The 16,309-nt window shown below is 68.3% G+C and carries 16 protein-coding genes; 8 read left to right on the top strand and 8 right to left on the bottom strand.

Going from position 1 to position 16,309, the window contains the following annotated elements; all coding sequences use genetic code 11:
• The first annotated feature begins 14 nt into the window (after positions 1-14).
• The gene (locus tag HLG70_RS02795; protein ID WP_171665251.1) at positions 15-1,754 is read left to right on the top strand and encodes a peptidase M14; all 1,740 of its coding nucleotides are present in this window, start codon (positions 15-17) and stop codon (positions 1,752-1,754) included.
• Between the two features lie 45 nt (positions 1,755-1,799).
• A complete protein-coding gene (locus tag HLG70_RS02790) occupies positions 1,800-2,237 on the top strand; it encodes an acetyltransferase (protein WP_171665252.1) in 438 nt (145 codons plus the stop codon).
• Between the two features lie 17 nt (positions 2,238-2,254).
• On the opposite strand, the gene HLG70_RS02785 is transcribed toward HLG70_RS02790, so the two are convergent.
• From HLG70_RS02785 to HLG70_RS02755, 7 genes are all read right to left on the bottom strand, one after another.
• Entirely contained in the window at positions 2,255-2,437 is a 183-nt protein-coding gene (locus HLG70_RS02785; RefSeq protein WP_171665253.1) for an oxidoreductase-like domain-containing protein, read from the bottom strand.
• Between the two features lie 53 nt (positions 2,438-2,490).
• Positions 2,491-3,036, bottom strand: coding sequence for a GNAT family N-acetyltransferase (locus HLG70_RS02780; protein ID WP_171665254.1), 546 nt, complete (start codon positions 3,034-3,036; stop codon positions 2,491-2,493).
• 72 nt (positions 3,037-3,108) lie between these two features.
• The gene (locus HLG70_RS02775; protein WP_171665255.1) at positions 3,109-3,717 is read right to left on the bottom strand and encodes a class I SAM-dependent methyltransferase; all 609 of its coding nucleotides are present in this window, start codon (positions 3,715-3,717) and stop codon (positions 3,109-3,111) included.
• The gene (locus HLG70_RS02770) at positions 3,714-5,234 is read right to left on the bottom strand and encodes a lytic murein transglycosylase (RefSeq protein WP_171665256.1); all 1,521 of its coding nucleotides are present in this window, start codon (positions 5,232-5,234) and stop codon (positions 3,714-3,716) included. The genes HLG70_RS02775 and HLG70_RS02770 overlap by 4 nt, the downstream gene beginning before the upstream one ends.
• Positions 5,235-5,309: 75 nt before the next feature.
• The gene (locus HLG70_RS29625) at positions 5,310-6,680 is read right to left on the bottom strand and encodes an MATE family efflux transporter (RefSeq protein WP_171665257.1); all 1,371 of its coding nucleotides are present in this window, start codon (positions 6,678-6,680) and stop codon (positions 5,310-5,312) included.
• Between the two features lie 9 nt (positions 6,681-6,689).
• Positions 6,690-7,055 carry a sel1 repeat family protein gene (locus HLG70_RS02760; protein WP_171665258.1) on the bottom strand — a complete coding sequence of 122 codons (366 nt, stop codon included), beginning with the start codon at positions 7,053-7,055 and terminating at the stop codon, positions 6,690-6,692.
• 41 nt (positions 7,056-7,096) lie between these two features.
• Entirely contained in the window at positions 7,097-7,822 is a 726-nt protein-coding gene (locus HLG70_RS02755) for a hypothetical protein (protein ID WP_234103359.1), read from the bottom strand.
• Between the two features lie 158 nt (positions 7,823-7,980).
• Between HLG70_RS02755 and HLG70_RS02750 the strand changes: the two genes are divergently transcribed.
• The 4 genes from HLG70_RS02750 (at position 7,981) to HLG70_RS02735 (ending at position 12,383) form a co-directional block, all read left to right on the top strand.
• On the top strand, positions 7,981-8,916 hold the full coding sequence (locus HLG70_RS02750) for a LysR family transcriptional regulator (protein WP_171665259.1): 936 nt from the start codon (positions 7,981-7,983) through the stop codon (positions 8,914-8,916).
• A gap of 64 nt (positions 8,917-8,980) precedes the next feature.
• Positions 8,981-9,931, top strand: coding sequence for an adenosine deaminase (locus HLG70_RS02745; protein WP_171665260.1), 951 nt, complete (start codon positions 8,981-8,983; stop codon positions 9,929-9,931).
• Positions 9,932-10,081: 150 nt separating this feature from the next.
• Positions 10,082-11,350: a carboxylesterase/lipase family protein gene (locus tag HLG70_RS02740; protein ID WP_171665261.1), complete on the top strand. Its 1,269-nt coding sequence runs from the start codon at positions 10,082-10,084 to the stop codon at positions 11,348-11,350.
• An 85-nt stretch (positions 11,351-11,435) separates the two neighbouring features.
• On the top strand, positions 11,436-12,383 hold the full coding sequence (locus HLG70_RS02735; RefSeq protein ID WP_171665262.1) for a Bug family tripartite tricarboxylate transporter substrate binding protein: 948 nt from the start codon (positions 11,436-11,438) through the stop codon (positions 12,381-12,383).
• Between the two features lie 30 nt (positions 12,384-12,413).
• Here HLG70_RS02735 and HLG70_RS02730 read toward each other — a convergent pair whose 3' ends face one another.
• Entirely contained in the window at positions 12,414-13,052 is a 639-nt protein-coding gene (locus tag HLG70_RS02730; RefSeq protein WP_171665263.1) for a TetR/AcrR family transcriptional regulator, read from the bottom strand.
• Between the two features lie 147 nt (positions 13,053-13,199).
• Between HLG70_RS02730 and HLG70_RS02725 the strand changes: the two genes are divergently transcribed.
• A complete protein-coding gene (locus HLG70_RS02725) occupies positions 13,200-14,708 on the top strand; it encodes an MFS transporter (protein ID WP_171665264.1) in 1,509 nt (502 codons plus the stop codon).
• Positions 14,709-14,828: 120 nt separating this feature from the next.
• A complete protein-coding gene (locus HLG70_RS02720; protein ID WP_171665265.1) occupies positions 14,829-16,217 on the top strand; it encodes an amidohydrolase in 1,389 nt (462 codons plus the stop codon).
• The last annotated feature ends 92 nt before the right edge of the window (positions 16,218-16,309 follow it).

Raw genomic sequence — 16,309 nt, 5'->3', positions numbered from 1 at the left:
AAGGAATACTGAGTATGTCGTTGCTGGAAAGAACTTTCGATCGCACGCTGGATGCCTGGACGCACGCCTACATGGCGCCGGCCTGGCGCGGCGCGGTCGTGGAAGGCTGGCTGTTCGAAGGCGTGGAGGCCCGCCGCGCGGCGCAGGCCCGCCTGGAACAGGCCGGCGTCAAGGCGCGCTTTCGCAGCGCCTACAAGCCGCTCCTGCACTACTTCCTGGAAGAGGTGGAACGCGAAGGGCTGGTCTCGGCCATCGTGCGCTACCCGCTGCACGAACACGCCCAGGCCAAGCGCTTCACGCTGGAAGCGTATCCGCTCGTCGCCCTGCTGGACGGCGTGCGCGTGACGATGCAGCCCGGCGCGGCCGATCTGCACTATGACGTCAGCCTCACCTACGCCGACGGCCGCCAGATCGAAACGCGCGTCTACGCGCCCAACCAGGTCGGGCATGCGCTGGACGGCACGCCCGAACTGTCGCCCACGGGCTGGCTGCGAGTGCAGGACGCCAAGGGTGCGGTACAGATCGACGCCGCGCAGGCAACCGAGTATCAGCTGCTGTTTCGCAGCATCATGGACACCGTGCGCAACCACGCGTGGGGCGCGCACGAACCCTATTTCGATCGCCTGGAAATCCGCGTGGACCTGCCGGGAATCGACTTCGCCCTGCCGGTGGACGAAGAGATCGTCAGCACCTTCGAGGCGCTGCACGAAGATATCTATTTCTCGCTGCTGGAACACTTCCAGCAGCACTCCGGCCGCCCGTCCGGCGACCGCGGCCTGCAGCCTGGCCAGATCATTCCCGATATCCGCCGCCACGACGGCGCGGCGCGCGTGCAGATCTCGCTGGAGCCTTTTGCCGCGCTGGCGCCTGTCTCGCCGGTCGCGCCCGACGCTCCGCTGGCACAGTTGCGCGAACCGCTGTCGGCCGGGCAGATCGCCGGATGCATGGCGGCCTTCGGTGGCGACACCTTCCAGGCCATTTCCCGCCAAGGCCGTCCGGTGCTAGGCACCTATGTGCGCGGCCCCGGCCCCGCCGTCTTCATTTCCGGCGCGCAGCACGCCAATGAAACCTCGGGCGTCGTGGGCGCGCTGCGTGCAGCGCAGACGCTGGCCGCGCGCGGCGATGCGCACTTCGCCCTGATCGCCGCCGAGAACCCCGACGGCTACGCGCTCTTTAACCGCTTGCGCGAACATCACCCGCGCCACATGTTGCACGCGTCGCGCTACAGCGCGCTGGGCGATGACATCGCCTACCGCGAACGCGCGCCGTTCTTCGAACGCGAAGGCCGGCACCAGGCGCACGCCATCAGCGGCGCGCAACTGCACATCAACCTGCACGGCTATCCGGCGCACGAATGGACGCGTCCGCTGTCGGGCTACTTGCCGCGCCACTTTGAACTCTGGACGATTCCCAAGGGCTTCTTTCTGGTGCTGCGCCATCACCCCGGCTGGAGCGAACGCGCGCGGCGCCTGATCGAAGGCGTCACCGCCCGGCTGGCCCGCAACGTCCCCGGCCTGGTGGAATTCAACGCCCGCCAGCTGGAACTATTCCATGCGCACGCGCTCGAATCTGGCTTCGACGTGCTCAACGGGATTCCGGTGCAGGTCACGGAAACCGACCGGGAAGAATTGCCTCTGGCCTTGATCTCCGAGTTTCCGGATGAAACCGTCTACGGCGACCGATTCGTTTTCGCGCATACTGTGCAGATGGAAACGGTCCTGGCGGCGACGGAACTCTATCGCTCCGGACTCTAGCGGCCAAGGACCGTGCCGGCCTCCGACATACAGAATCAATAAGAAATGAACATCCGAGAACGCAACCACGGCGACGATCTGGCCCTGGTGGACATCTGGCTCCGTTCGGTACGCGCCACCCATACTTTCCTGACCGAAAAGGAAATCCAGGCCATGTACCCGCAGGTGCTCAACACCTACCTGCCTTCGGTACGGGTCTGGGTCTGTGAGGACGATGCCGGCGAGGTCGCCGGCTTCATGGGCCTGACCGGCAACAAGGTCGAAATGCTGTTCGTGGATGCCAACAAGCGCGGCAAGGGCGCCGGCCGGCGCCTCCTGAATTTCGCGCGCTCCCTGCACGGCACGCTGCTGGTCGACGTGAACGAGCAGAACCCTCAGGCCCATGGCTTCTACAAGCATTACGGGTTCGAGGACGTGGGCCGTTCGGCCTACGACGACGCGGGCCGGCCCTTTCCCATCATCCACATGAAACTGGCGGGCTGAGCGCGGCGCGCCGCCGTTCAGGCCTTCGGCGCCTCGTGCCTGGCGCGCCAGGCTTTCAGCGCCTCGCGATAGCGGTCCATGGCCTCGTCATAGAGGTCATAGACGCAGGGAATGCAACCGCTGTTGCAGCATTCCTCGGGCGCTGGACGCTCGGGCGGAACGGGCTGCGGATCGTCGTCGGGAATCGTCTTGGTGCTCATGGAGCCATGTTAGCGCCATGCCAGGACGCCTTGCGCGCAATCGCAAGCAGGGGTCAGGCGCCTTCCCGCTTGCGCCATTCCGCGCGCCGTATCTCGTAGCGCACCTTGGGCTCGGGCGTATCGCTGGTCATGCCTACATAGCGCAGGCCGGTCTTTTCCAGGACGCGGCGCGATGCCGTGTTGGAAACCAATGCCACCGCTCCCAGCATGTCCACCGGCAGCAGCCTGAACCCCAGCGCAATCAGCACGCGGGAAATCTCCGGAGCAAAGCCCTTGCCCCAGCAATCGGGATGCAGGGCATAGGCCAGTTCGATGCCGGTGCGCCCGCCGGACGTGGAGACCTTCAGGCCGGCGCGCCCGGCTGGCAGGCCGGTGTCGCGGTCGTCCAGCACATACATGCCGTAGCCGTATTCGGTCCAGTGGGCGAGGTTCTGGGCCATGTAGCGCCGGCTGGCCGCCGCGTCGCGCGTTCCGCCCATGGATGCCATCAGGTCGGCGTTGGCGTGCATCTCGGTGATGAAAGGCAGATGCGCTTGCGACATGCGCCGGGCGCGCAGGCGCTGGGTAAGAAAATCTTCGGGAAACACGGCGGACGGCATGGCAGTCGTGAGTGGTGGCGGGATGTGCCCATCATACCGGCTGCCGTGCGCCGGAGCACTCCCGCCTAACCCTCAGATGCGCCGCAATCCCAGGAAGCTCCAGCGCACGTCGGCGCGGTCCAGCATGTCTTCGCGCGTGGACAAATGATGGCTGGACAAGCCGTGTCCGGCGGCCAGCGCGATGGTCTCTTCGGCCGACACGTCGAACATGCGCCGACCGTCGGGCACCGGCCCGTGGCGCAGCGACATCAGGATCTGCCCTTGCGGCGCCAGCAGCGCCGCAAGGTTGGCCATGCCCGCCGCGCGCTCGGCGGCATCCAGATGCATCCAGACCGCGGTGAGCATGAGCACGTCGAATACACGGCCTTGCCCGCGCAAACCGGCCAGGGCGGGCAAGGCGTCGTCCACCCATTCCAGATTGGGCAGCGCATGGCGGCGCTGCCCTTCCCGGCGCAGCTCTGGCGTGGGCTCGGCGGCCACGACCGCATGCCCCATGCGGGCCAGCGCCGCGGCGTCCCGGCCCGAACCCGCGCCGATGTCGGCGATGCGCGCCGGCGCGGACGGGATCAGGTGCGCGACATCGCGGTGCACGTCGGCGAACGCGATGCTCTCGTATTGGTCCGCCAGCGCCGCGGCGTTCTCGCCGTAGCCCGCCGTGCCGGCGATTTGCGGCCGGCTCATTTGGAGGGATACGCCCGCATGGCGTCGGGCTGGTCGGCCTTCAGCGCGTCCAGGATGCGCTTGCCGACGCGGCCATCCTGCGGCAGGTTGCGCCGTTCCTGTTCGGCGCGCACCGCGTCGCGCGTCTTGGCGCCGGGAATGCCGTCCGCTTCGCCTATGTCGTAGCCGCGGCCGTAGAGCTGCTGCTGCAGTTCCTTGATCTGCGCGCGCGACAGCCCGGGATCATCGGTGGGCCAGGCGGCGACGATGCCTGGACCGCCCTGCAGGCGGTTCAGCAGCAACGCCACGGCCAGGCCATAGCGGCGCGACTGGTTGTAGTGCAGGATGGCGTCGAAATTCACGGTGGCCAGGAATACCGGGCCGCGCGCGCCGGTCGGCGCGAACAGATACGCCTGCTCTTCATTGCCCGAGGGCAGCTTCAGCACCGAACCGTCGCCCTGCTTCAGGCCGGCCTGCGCCCATTGGGCAATCGTGCGGCGGTCTTGCGAGCCCACGTACTCGGCGTCGGGTTCGGGCGGAATCGCGGCGGCCAGTTCGGCCGGCACGCGTACTTCCACCACGGCCGGCAAGCCGTGCGTCCACTTGGCGCGGCGCTTGCGCAGGTGATTGGCCGTGGAGGCCAGCGCATCGGGCAGCGAGTTGTAGAGATCGATGCGGCCGTCGCCGTCGCCGTCCGCGGCCAGTTCATAGAACGAGGTCGGGATGAACTGCGTCATGCCGAAGGCGCCGCTCCAGGAACCGACGAACTTGTCGGCCGGCACCGTGCCATCGCGCAGCAGGCGCACGGACGCGTAGGCGTTCTTTTCCCAGAGCTGCTTGTTTTCGGTGCAGGCGCGGGTCAACCAGGCGTCAAGCACGTCGGTCTTGCCGACCTGGCGGCCGTAGTTGGTCTCGATGCCGAAGATCGCGACCAGCGTGGCGGGATCCACCTGGTACTGCTGGCTGATGCTGGCCAGTTGCGGGCCGTACTTGGCCAGCACCGCACGACCGTCATTGACGCGTTCGTCGTCCACCGTCTTGGCGATGTAGTCCCACCAGCTTTCGCGCCCCTCGGGCTGGCCTTTGGCGGACGCCACGGTCGTGGGCAGCAGCTTGGCGTTGGCCGTGTACTTGTCCCAATCCGCCACGGTCAGGCCGTTGGCGGTGGCGCCCTTGCGCAGCTTGTCGATGCAGGCCTTGGTGTCCAGCTCGGTCGGGATGATGACCGTGGGCGCAGCGGCGGGTGCGGGTGCAGTCGCGGGTGCAGTCGCGGGTGCGGCCGCGGGCGCGGCCGCAGGTACGGCGGCAGGCGCGGCGGCGGCAGCCGGCGCGGGCACGGCAGCCGGCGCGTCGTCGAAACTGCGCTTGGGCGTGAGGACGGGCGGCGGCTGGACCGGCGTGGACGACTGCGTACGCGAACCGGTCGCGGACGCCGGCCCCTGCGCCTGCGCGGCGCTCGCGGCGGCAGCGGCCAGCGCAGCGGCCACGAGCACGCGGGAGAAGCTGTCGATTCGAGGGCGAATGGAACTCTGGCGCATGGCTTTCCTGAAAAATCGAAGTCAGCCGGGATCGTACCGCGACCAGCCGCCGAAATCGAACCGGCGGCCCGTACGCTAGGCGGCTGGCGTCGCGCGCGGGCCAGCGGCGTATCCGACGGGCGGCGCGCGCAGCACGCGCCGGCACAGGACCATCGCGATCAGGCTGAACAGCGCGAAGCCGGTGGTCTGTCCCAGCAGCACGCCTTCCGGCCCGCCGTAGTGCGCGCCCAGCCAGACAAAGGGCAAGGTGCCCAGGGTGGCGCGCAGCCAGCCGATGGCGGTGGAATACGTGGCGTATCCCAGGTTGTTGAAGACGGCGATGGATACGAAGAACAGGCTGTTGAGCGCCCAGGCGAAGCTGCCATAGCGGCAGAAGAAGATGATCAGATCGCGGCCCGGCCCGGTCACCTGGAAGAGATCGGGCATCCACGGCGCCAGCACCGCCAGCACGACGGCCGCCGAAAAGCCATACAGCAGCGCCCAGCGCGCGGTCAGGCTTACCGTCTGTTTCACGCGGCCCCATTGGCCCGCGCCCAGGTTCTGCCCAAGAATGGGCCCGATCGCGCCCGGCAGCACGAAGAACAGCGAGAAAGCCAGTTGCAGCAGGCGGTCCACCACGGTGGCCCCCGCCATCACGCTGGGCCCGAAGCTGGCATAGGTGGACACGGTGAAGATGACCGATGCGGGCGTGGCCAAGGTGGTCAGCGCCGCGGGCAAGGCGATCTTCCCGATCGCGGCCAGATGTTCGCGCAACGCCCCCTTGGCCGGCAAGGCCACCAGGCGGTACTTGCGGAACACCAGCCAGGCGCCCAGCGCCACCGTGGCCACCCGCCCCACCCCGCCGGCCCAGGCAATGCCTTCCATTCCTCCGTCCAGCACAAAGATGACCACTGGGTCCAGCACGGCGACGGTCGCGGTGCCCGCCAGCAGCACCCACATGGACTGGCGGCCGTGCCCCGCCGCGCGCAGCAGGTTGGACAGCATCATGCCCACGCCCATCACGACCGCGAACGGCGTGGTGATGAGCACATAGGACAGCAGATGCCCGCGCACATCTTCCGCCAGCCCGATCGCCGCGGTGAACGGGCCAATGGCGGCGAGGAACAATGCGCCCGCGGCCAGCCCGGATGCGGCCATCAGGATCAGCGACGCTCCGGCCAGCGTCCGGGCGCGCGGCGCGTCGTCCGCCCCCAGCGCGCGCGACACCAGGGCCGCCCCGCCTACCGTCACGCCGATGCATATCGACGTAATGGTGAATTGCGTCATGGATCCGAAGCCCACGGCGCCCAGCACCGCCTCGTCCTTGAGCGTGCCCAGGTACAGCAGCGACAGGAACTCCACCGCGAACACGGCCAGCATGCTGGCCCAGCCGGTCAGGATCATCTCGATGACGTGGCCGCCCAGCGGGCCGGACACGAAGCGGGCATGTTGCGCGGGAGCGTTCAAGGCAGATGCCTAGCGGGCGGCTGGCTGCGTCTGGCGCAGTTCCCGCAAGCGTGCGATCGACGCCTCGTCGCCTTGCGCCGCGGCGGCTTCGTACCAGCGCAGCGCTTCCTTCATGTTCACCGGCTCCAGGATCAGGGCCTGCATGAACTGGGCCGCCGGATTGCCGCGCTGCGCGTCGGCCAGCAGCGCGCGCTCGGCCATGCCGTCCTGGCGCGGCGACTCGCCATAGACATGGACGTTGTCGCCCACGGGATAGCTGCCCAGGTCGCGCAGCGAACGCGGGGTTTGATCAAAGAGCTGGCGCCAGAACAGCGCCACCAGCACCACGAACAACGCGAAGAAAGCCGTCCAGATAAAGAGTCGTTTGGGAGTCATGAAGCACTATCGGTAATCGCGGGCGCCTGCCCGCCGGGGTTTCAGGGGTGGTCCTGCGCGGGCGCGAACCAATATTGGGACACGGTGCTGTCGTTGGAGTACCAGGGCAGCATGCCGATGCTGTCGGACTCGCGCTGCAGGGTAACCAGCAGGCCGCCCGCATCCGGGCGCAACAGCGCCACGTGGCGCAGCACGCCCATGGATTCGTACTGCGCCCAGTCGGTCCTGACGCTGACCCACAGGCGGCCCTGCGCGCAGCCGGTGTGGCGCACGATTCCGCCAGGCATGCGCGGATTGAACGAGACCGGCGACACCACACTGTCCCGCGCGCCGTTCAGCATCGGCAATTGCCCGCGGAAATGGCCGCCCTGTCCGTCCTGCGCCTGGATCTCCCAACCGCGGGCGCCGGCCGCGAACGCCACCGTGGCCTGCGGCGCCGCCCGCCATTCGGGCGGACTGCCGTCGCGCAATCCATGCAGGTCCAAGGGGTGCGCCAGGAACATGTACAGGTCGGCAAGCGACTTCGACTGCCTGTCGCCGGAACGATATTCGCCCGCGGCCTGATAGACGCCGGCCAGGTCCGGGCATTGCGCCGGATCGGACGGCAGGACCACCGGCTGCGGATCGCGGAAACCCGTCCATGCAACCGGCACCTCATCCAGGCGCGATGAGACGCATGCGGTCAGCGCGGCCAGTGCCAGCCCGCAGGCGGACAAACGAACAATGCGAAGAACGCCTCGCGGCAATACGAAGAATTGATGGGACAAGGCTGTCTCTCTACTATGCCGGCCACATGGTGAACACCGGCGGATTGCGCCCCGCCCCGGTGTGCTGCCCGGCGTCGAACTATATCCGAAACCCGCGCGCGCGTTGCCAAGCGCCCGGCGCCGGAGAATAATCGGCAGATCATCCCCGAACCCGCGCCATGACTCCGTTCCGAGGCAAGCTCCGCATCCGGCACCTGGAAATCGTGCTGACCGTCGCCGAATTGGGCAACCTGTCCAAGGCGGCCGCGCAGCTGCACAGCACGCAATCGGGCTTGTCCCGCGCCATCGCCGAGATCGAGGAACTGGTGGGCGCGCGGCTGTTCGAACGCACGGCCAAGGGCACCACCTGCACCCCGCTGGGCGAGGCCATGTGCCGCCATGCCCGTCTGCTGCTCACCGGCTTTCGCAAGGCCGAGATCGACCTGGCCGCCCTGTCGCGCGGCGAAGAAGGCAGCCTGGCGGTGGGCTGCTTTTCGATGTTCGCCGCCTGGCCGGTGGCCGAGGCCGCGCGCGCCTACCGCCAGGCCTGCCCCCGCATCACGCTGACCATCGAGATCGGCACGCATGAGCGGCTGATCGAAGACCTGGACGCAGGCGCCCTGGACGTGCTGATCAGCCGCTTCTCGTCCACCGTCAATCCGCAGATCTACCGCTCGACCACCCTGCTGGAAGATCCCGTGGTGCTGGCCTGCGCCACCCATCATCCGCTGGCCGGGGTGCCCGGCACCACGCTGGCCGATTACGTCGCCTACCCCTGGATCACCGCCCTGCCTGGCAGCCGCATCCGCGGCGAACTGGAAGTGTCCCTGCGGGAGGCCGGTATGGCGATTCCGGATATGATCGGCGCCCTGTCGCTGGAATTCGGCCGCGAGATGCTGCTGGATGGACAATATCTGTGGATGCTGCCCGGCAGTGTCGCGGCCATCCGGCAGGCGCGCGGTGAACTTGCGGTCCTGCCTGCGCGGCCGGCCTTGCGCAAATCGCCGCTTGCGGCCATCTGGCGCCGCGACCGCCCCAGCACGCGGCAGGCGCGCGCCTTCGCGGCGCAGCTTGAACGGACCATCCAGGCGGACAGCATCGCGCTGGCGGCCTAGGCGACCCGGCGCGGGCGCGGCGCGCAGCACCCTGAACACGCAGTACTTTTAGATCGGAGCACCCATGTACGACTGGCTCAACGCATTGCCCAAGGCGGAATTGCATCTGCACCTGGAGGGCTCGCTCGAACCCGAGCTGCTGTTCCGGCTGGCGCAGCGCAACGGCGTGGCCCTGCCCTGGCCCGACATCGAAGCCCTGCGCGGCGCCTACAACTACGGCAATCTCCAGGAATTCCTGGACCTCTACTACATGGGCGCGGACGTGCTGCGCACCGAGCAGGACTTCTATGACCTGACCTGGGCCTACCTGCTGAAGTGCCGCGAGCAGAACGTGGTGCATACCGAGCCCTTCTTCGACCCGCAGACCCACACCGACCGTGGCGTTCCATTCGAGGTGGTGTTGAACGGCATCAGCCAGGCGCTCGAAGACGGCCGCAAGCAGCTGGGCGTGACCAGCGGCCTGATCCTGAGCTTCTTGCGCCACCTGCCCGAAGAACAGGCAATGCGCACCCTGGACGCCGCGCTGCCCTATCGCGACGCGTTCATCGCGGTCGGCCTGGACAGCAGCGAAATGGGCTTTCCGCCGCGCCTGTTCCAGCGCGTGTTCGACCGCGCGCGCGCCGAAGGGCTGCCCGCCGTGGCCCACGCGGGCGAGGAAGGCCCGCCCGAATACATCTGGGAGGCGCTGGACCTGCTGAAGGTGCTGCGCATCGACCACGGCGTGCGCGCCGCGGAAGACCCCAGGCTGATCGCCCGCCTGATCGACGAACAGATTCCGCTGACGGTCTGTCCGCTGTCCAATACCCGCCTGCGCGTGTTCGGCCACATGCGTGACCACAACATCCTGTCGCTGCTGGACGCGGGCGTGAAGGTCACGGTCAACTCGGACGATCCCGCGTATTTCGGCGGCTACGTCAACGAGAACTTCCACGCGCTGTACGAACACCTGGGCATGTCGCGGGCGCAGGCCCAGGCGCTGGCGGACAACAGCCTGGATGCGCGGATCGCGAAGTAGGCCGCCGCCCCTTTCTGCCTGGCCATGCGGGTTGCGCATGGCATTGTTCAAAACCGGCATGTCCGGCGCCGCCCTTTCCTCCCTACCATAGTCCGATGGCCGCGGCGCCCGCCGCGGCCGGACGACGAACAATGAAACAAGGGGCAGGATATGAGTGAACGCGTGAAGGCGGCGCTGCAGGCAGGCACGCTGACCGGCGTGCGCGAGGGCGGCGTTTGCCGCTACAGCGCCATCCCCTATGCGCAGGCGCCCGTGGGCAGTCTGCGCTTTGCACCGCCGCGGCCCGCCACCTGGCGCGGCGACCGCGACGCCACCCGGCCAGGAACGGTGGCCCCTCAACTGCCATCGCGCCTGCGCGGGGCCATGGGCGACTTCAGCGCCGAGCAATCCGAAGACTGCCTGCACCTGACCGTCTGGACTCCGGCCGCCGACGGCATGCGGCGTCCCGTGGTGGTCTGGCTGCACGGCGGCGCCTGGCAAAGCGGCGGCGGCGCGCTGGACTGGTACGACGGATCCCATCTTGCGCGGCTGGGCGATGTGGTCGTGGTGGCCGTCAACTACCGGCTGGCTGCGCTGGGCTGGCTGTATGTGCCCGGGCAGACGGCCAATGCGGGCCTGCTGGATCAGGAAGCCGCGATCGACTGGGTCCTGGACAATATCCAGGATCTGGGCGGCGACCCCGAACGACTCACGGTCATGGGCCAGTCCGCGGGCGCGTCCTCCATCTGCGCCATGCTGGCCCGCAAGCCGCGCTTCTCCCGCGCCATCCTGCAGAGCGCTGCGTTGGGTCGCGGCTTTCGCAGCGCGCAGCAGGCCGACAAGCTGGGGCAGGCATTCCTGCAGGCCGCCGGCGCCGGCTCGCTGCAAGCCGCCCGCGAACTGCCCGTGCCCGCGCTGCTGGCGGCCCAGCAGGCGCCAGAAGTCGTGGAAACCCTGCGCGCCGAAGGCAGCAGCCGCAGCCTGTTCACTCCCGTGCTGGATGGCCAGGTGTTGCCGCAAGACATAGCACCGGCCTTGAAGCAGGCCGCGTCGCGCGCCGATGTGCTGGTCTGCTACACCCGGCACGAAATGGCGGCCTTTCCCGGCGACGGCACGGACGCCGCCAGCCAGGCAACGGGCGATGCGGTGTTCGGCGCGCCGTCGCGCCTGTGGGCCGAGCAAGCGGCCGCCCAAGGCCGGGATGCCTGGCTGGCGCGCTTCGACGTCGCGCCCACGGAACGCTTTGGCGCCTGCCACTGCATCGAGCTGCCTTTTGTGTTCGACACCTTGCAGGCATTTTCCGGCGCGCCCATGCTGGCCGGCCTGCCGTCCGCGCAGGGCGAGCAGCTCGTGCGCCAGACGCAGCGGGCGTGGATCGCATTCATTCGCGGAGCAGCCCCCGATTGGCCGGCAGCGCCGCACATGCAGATCCTGGCCTGACGCCCAGGCCGAATGCGCCCAAGGCGCATCGGCGCGGACGGGCTTCCTGTCCGCGCCTCGACACCAACAAAACAAGGGGAATTCCATGTTCAAGCAAACCGCGATCGCGCTGGCGCTGCTGATGCCGCTGGCCGCCACCGCCGCCTATCCCGACAAGCCGGTGAAAATCATCGTGTCCAACCCGCCCGGCGGCCCCGTCGACGTGATGCTGCGCGTACTGGCCAGCAAGCTCGGCGCCGCCTGGGGACAGCCCGTGGTGGTGGAAAACAAGCCCGGCGCCTCCGGCATCATCAGCACGGGCGCGCTGGTCAAGTCCGCGCCCGACGGCTACACCTTGGGCATGGTGGTGGCCTCGTCCGTCACCATCCTGCCGTTCGCGGTGGACAGCCTGCCGTTCGACACGCAGAAGGACCTGCAGCCCGTCACGCTGGTGGCGCGCACGCCGTTCATTTTCATCGTGCCCAAGGACAGCCCCATCAAGACCTGGGAGGATTTCGTGCGCGAGAGCCGCGCGCGCAACCTGAGCGTGGGCTCGTTCTCCATCGGCACCGCATTTCATCTGGTCTGGGAGCAGACAGCCCGCCGCGCCGGCATCAAGGCCTTGTACGTGCCGTCGTCATCGTCCGGCAAGACGCAGAACGACCTGATCGGCGGCCAGCTGGACGTGGGCCTGGACGCGCCGTCCAGTTCCAAGGGCCTGATCGACAGCGGCCGCCTGCGCGCCCTGGCGATCACCAGTCCGGAGCGCTTCGGCGGCCTGCCGGGCACGCCCACCTTGAAGGAATCCGGCCTGGATTACGCGCCGCAGCCGTGGATCGGCCTGATGGCCCCTGCCGGCATTGCCCCGGACCGCGTGGCGCTGATCCAGCAGGCTGTGTCGGACATCCTGAAGGAGCCCGGCATGAAGGCGCAGATGGAAACACTGGGCATGATCCCGATCGGCAGCTCGCCGGAAGAACTGGCGGCCACCATCGAGGCGGACCGCGCGGCCATGGGGCCGCTGATCAAGGAGCTGGGCATCAAGCTGCAGTAGGCGGGATTCGCCCGGGCTGGCGGCGCGCCGTCAGTCCGGCTGCGCGCCCAGCATGCGCAGGAACATCGTCGACAGCGGCGCGGACAGGCCCTCGGCGTCTTGCCGACCCTGCGCGATGCAGGCGTCCACCGCGCCGTGCATGCCGTGGTACAGCACGATGGCCGTCAGCATCGTGTCGTCCAGCTTCCAGCAGCCGGCGTTTTCGCCCGCCGCCAGGATGCCGGCCAGCTGATTCAGCACGGCGCTCTTTTCGGCCACGCCGCGGTCGGGATGGTTGGTGTCGTGGAACACCACGTCATGCAGCGCATAGCCGTCGAAATAGGCCTCGACCCCCGCACGCGTCCAGGCGCGCAGCCGCGCCACGCCATCGTCGGGCGCACAGGCGTTCACCGCCTGGTCGATATGGTCCAGGAAGCCCTGCGAGAACCTGGCCCGCAGCGCCACCAGCATGTCGTTCTTGGAGGTGAAGTAGTGATAGAACGTGCCCTTGGCCACGCCTGCCCGTTCGACGATCTCGCTGATCGTGGCCGCTTCGACTCCCTTCTCGATGAACAGCGCCTGCGCGGCGGCCATCAGCTCGTCCAGCCGCACGGCGGCCGGCTTGGTGCGGGGCTTGGGCGCCGCGCCGGGCGGGGCGGACGGAACAGGCTTGTCGGGAGCGGCAGGCATGTCTGCGGGCAATCCATTCATGAACGAGGGCCCCAGTGTAGAGGACGTCGTCCCCGGATACGGCGTCGTTGAGAATGGTTCTTTTATTCATTGACCGACGGTCAGTCGATAAATAGAATAGGCCGTCCTTCCTCACCCGCCAACCCCATGCAACCCTCACGCCGCCGCGCCCTGGTCCTTGCCGTCAACCTGGGCAGCTTCATCACCATCCTGGACATCAGCATCGTCAACGTGGCGCTGCCCACCATGCAGGCCGCGCTGCGTATCGACATGGCAGGCCTGCAATGGGTGGTGGACGCCTACGCGCTGTTCCTGTCGGCGTTCATGCTGTCGGCCGGCCCCCTGGGAGACCGGTATGGCCGCAAGCGTTCGTGGCTGGCCGGCGTGCTGCTGTTCACGGTCGGATCAGCCATGTGCGGCCTGGCGGACAACCTGCCGCTGCTGCTGCTTGGCCGGGCGGTGCAGGGCGTGGCGGGCGCGCTGCTGATTCCAGGCGCGTTGTCGCTATTGACGCAGGCCTTCCCGGACGCCAGGGAACGCGCGCAGGCCATTGGATTCTGGGCCTCCTGCAATGCGATCTCGCTGATCGTGGGCCCCATGCTGGGCGGCGTGCTGGTCGCGCACTTCGACTGGCAGAGCATCTTCCTGATCAACCTGCCGGTCGGCGCGCTGGCCATCGGGCTGGGCCTGTGGAGCATCCAGGAAAGCGCCCATCCCGAGCATGCCGCCTTCGATCCCGCCGGCCAGGTGCTGAGCGTGATCTGGCTGGGCGCGCTGACCTACGGCCTGATCGCCGCCGGCGAGCACGGCTGGGATGCGCGCGGCACGATGCTCGCGCTGGGTATCGCGGCAGCGGGACTGGCCGCCTTCCTGTGGGTCGAGCACCGGGCCGCGCGCCCCATCCTGCCGCTGGGCCTGTTCCGCGACACCGGTTTCGCGGCGACCAACTTCGCGTCCTTCGTGCTGGGCTTTTCCGGCTACAGCAGCCTGTTCTTCTTTTCTCTCTACCTGCAGCACGTGCAAGGCCTGTCGCCGCTCGCGGCCGGCGGGCAGCTTGCGCCGCAGTTCATCGCGGCCGGCCTGATGTCCACGGTGTTCGGGCGCCTGAACCTGCGCTTCGGCCTGCCCCGCCTGATGATCGCAGGCTATGGCCTGATCGGAGCAGCCATGCTGGGCATGATGAGCTTTGAAGCGCATACGCCGTTCGCGCTGTCCGCAACCCTGATGGTGATGCTGGGCCTGGGCATGGGGCTGGCCGTGCCGTCCACCAGCATGGCCGTGATGGCCACGGTGCCGCCCGAGCGTTCCGGCATGGCGTCGGCCACCATGAACGCGCTGCGCCAGACCGGCATGACGATAGGCATCGCGCTGCTGGGCGCATTGATGAGCGGGCGCGCCATCGACGCGCTGGCGGCCGCCCTGGCGCGGCTGGGCGCCGACGACGCGCAGTCGGCGGCGCGCGCGGCCATCACGCGCCACGTGCTGCCGGCGCATCCCCCAGGCGCCGGCGCCCTGTACGCCGACGCGCTGGCAGGCGGCTTCCACGCCGCCATGCTGGCGGCGGGCGCGGCGTCGGTGCTGGCCGCGCTGTTGCTGCTGGCCGTCACCCGCGGCGCCAGGCCCGCCTTGCGCACGGCCCCGGCCGACGCCAGCTGAAGCCGCGATCCGGCCGGTAAATTCCGCGCAAAGTAAGCGCGGGAAACAGCCGGGCCAAGGCGGTTTGGCTCGGGTAAGATCCTCATCCAATAACAGGTTAACAACCAAGAGGAGGAGAGCATGCAACATCGCAAAACCCTATTCCGCCTGGCGCCGCTGGCGCTGGCCGCTCATCTGGCGTTTGCCGGTCCGGCCGCCGCGCAAGGCGCTCCCGGCACTCAGGGCGCGGTGCAGCCCGCCGCCGATCCCGCGCTGGCCGCGCAGATCGATCAGCGCGCCAAGGCCATCGAAGACAAGCTCATCGCGTGGCGCCGCGACATCCACGAACATCCCGAACTGGGCAACCAGGAACACCGCACGTCCAAGCTCGTGGCCGACCATCTGCGCGCGCTGGGCATGGACGTGAAGACGGGCGTCGCCGGCACCGGCGTGGTCGCCGTGCTCAAGGGCGGCAAGCCCGGCCCCGTGGTGGCGCTGCGCGCCGACATGGATGCCCTGCCCGTCAAGGAACAGGTGGACGTGCCGTTCGCCTCCAAGGCCAAGGGCACCTACCTGGGCAAGGAAGTGGACGTGATGCACGCCTGCGGCCACGACACGCACACGGCCATCCTGATGGCCACGGCGGAAGTGCTGGCCGGCATGAAGGACCAGTTGCCCGGCAGCGTGAAATTCATCTTCCAGCCCGCCGAGGAAAGCCCCGCGGACTTCGAGCCCGACGGCAAGAAGATCTGGGGCGCCAAGATGATGGTGCAGGAAGGCGTGCTCGAGAACCCCAAGGTGGACGCCATCTTCGGCCTGCATGTGTCCAGCTCCTATCCGGCGGGCTGGCTGGCCTGGCGCAACGGCCCGGCCATGGCGGCCGCCGACCAGTTCTGGATCGACGTCACCGGCAAGCAGACCCACGGCGCGCGGCCCTGGTCGGGCATCGATCCCATCGTGGTCAGCTCGCAGATCATCCTGGGCCTGCAGACCATCCCCAGCCGTCAGATCAACAGCATGCTGGAGCCGGCGGTGATTACCGTGGGCGCGATCCATGGCGGCAACCGCATGAACATCGTGCCGGACAGCGTCGCCATGACGGGCACCATCCGAACCTATGACGAAGGCATGAAGAAGGACATCCACCAGCGCATCGCGCGCACCGCCGACATGATCGCGCAGAGCGCGGGCGCCAAGGCGGACGTGCGGGTGGTGGAGCTCTACAACGCCACCGTCAACCCGCCCGCGCTGGCCGAGCGGATGGGCCCCACGCTGCGCCGCGTGGCCGGCGACGGCAATTACGGCCTGCAGCCCAAGTCCACGGCGTCGGAGGACTTTTCCTTCTACCAGGAGAAGGTGCCCGGCATGTTCTTCTACCTGGGCGTGACGCCCAAGGGCACCGATGTCGAGAAGGCCGCCCCCAACCACTCGCCGCGTTTCCAGGTGGATGAATCCGGCCTCATCAACGGCGTGCGCGCGTTGTCGAACCTGACCATCGACTACATGGCGAAGGCGCAGAAAGGCAGCTAGGGCCTGTTCAGTGAAGTCCCCGCCGCGCAACGCGCGGCGGGCATAAGCAAACGGCTACAAGTTCTTTGTCAGCCGCCGCCCGGTTTTCTACA

This window comes from Achromobacter deleyi (assembly GCF_013116765.2).
In the GTDB taxonomy this organism is placed as follows: domain Bacteria; phylum Pseudomonadota; class Gammaproteobacteria; order Burkholderiales; family Burkholderiaceae_B; genus Achromobacter; species Achromobacter deleyi_A.
Note: the sequence above shows the minus strand (reverse complement) of the source record. Positions and strands in the feature narration are given on the sequence as shown.

Excerpts from the sequence above, each read along its gene's own strand:
- HLG70_RS02745 (WP_171665260.1), top strand. The coding sequence starts at position 8,981 with ATGTACGACTGGCTCAACGCATTGCCCAAGGCGGAATTGCATCTGCAC.
- HLG70_RS02760 (WP_171665258.1), bottom strand. The coding sequence starts at position 7,055 with ATGACTCCCAAACGACTCTTTATCTGGACGGCTTTCTTCGCGTTGTTC.
- HLG70_RS02795 (WP_171665251.1), top strand. The coding sequence starts at position 15 with ATGTCGTTGCTGGAAAGAACTTTCGATCGCACGCTGGATGCCTGGACG.
- HLG70_RS02720 (WP_171665265.1), top strand. The coding sequence starts at position 14,829 with ATGCAACATCGCAAAACCCTATTCCGCCTGGCGCCGCTGGCGCTGGCC.
- HLG70_RS02730 (WP_171665263.1), bottom strand. The coding sequence starts at position 13,052 with ATGCCTGCCGCTCCCGACAAGCCTGTTCCGTCCGCCCCGCCCGGCGCG.
- HLG70_RS02725 (WP_171665264.1), top strand. The coding sequence starts at position 13,200 with ATGCAACCCTCACGCCGCCGCGCCCTGGTCCTTGCCGTCAACCTGGGC.
- HLG70_RS02790 (WP_171665252.1), top strand. The coding sequence starts at position 1,800 with ATGAACATCCGAGAACGCAACCACGGCGACGATCTGGCCCTGGTGGAC.
- HLG70_RS02775 (WP_171665255.1), bottom strand. The coding sequence starts at position 3,717 with ATGAGCCGGCCGCAAATCGCCGGCACGGCGGGCTACGGCGAGAACGCC.
- HLG70_RS02770 (WP_171665256.1), bottom strand. The coding sequence starts at position 5,234 with ATGCGCCAGAGTTCCATTCGCCCTCGAATCGACAGCTTCTCCCGCGTG.
- HLG70_RS02735 (WP_171665262.1), top strand. The coding sequence starts at position 11,436 with ATGTTCAAGCAAACCGCGATCGCGCTGGCGCTGCTGATGCCGCTGGCC.
- HLG70_RS02750 (WP_171665259.1), top strand. The coding sequence starts at position 7,981 with ATGACTCCGTTCCGAGGCAAGCTCCGCATCCGGCACCTGGAAATCGTG.
- HLG70_RS02785 (WP_171665253.1), bottom strand. The coding sequence starts at position 2,437 with ATGAGCACCAAGACGATTCCCGACGACGATCCGCAGCCCGTTCCGCCC.
- HLG70_RS02740 (WP_171665261.1), top strand. The coding sequence starts at position 10,082 with ATGAGTGAACGCGTGAAGGCGGCGCTGCAGGCAGGCACGCTGACCGGC.
- HLG70_RS02780 (WP_171665254.1), bottom strand. The coding sequence starts at position 3,036 with ATGCCGTCCGCCGTGTTTCCCGAAGATTTTCTTACCCAGCGCCTGCGC.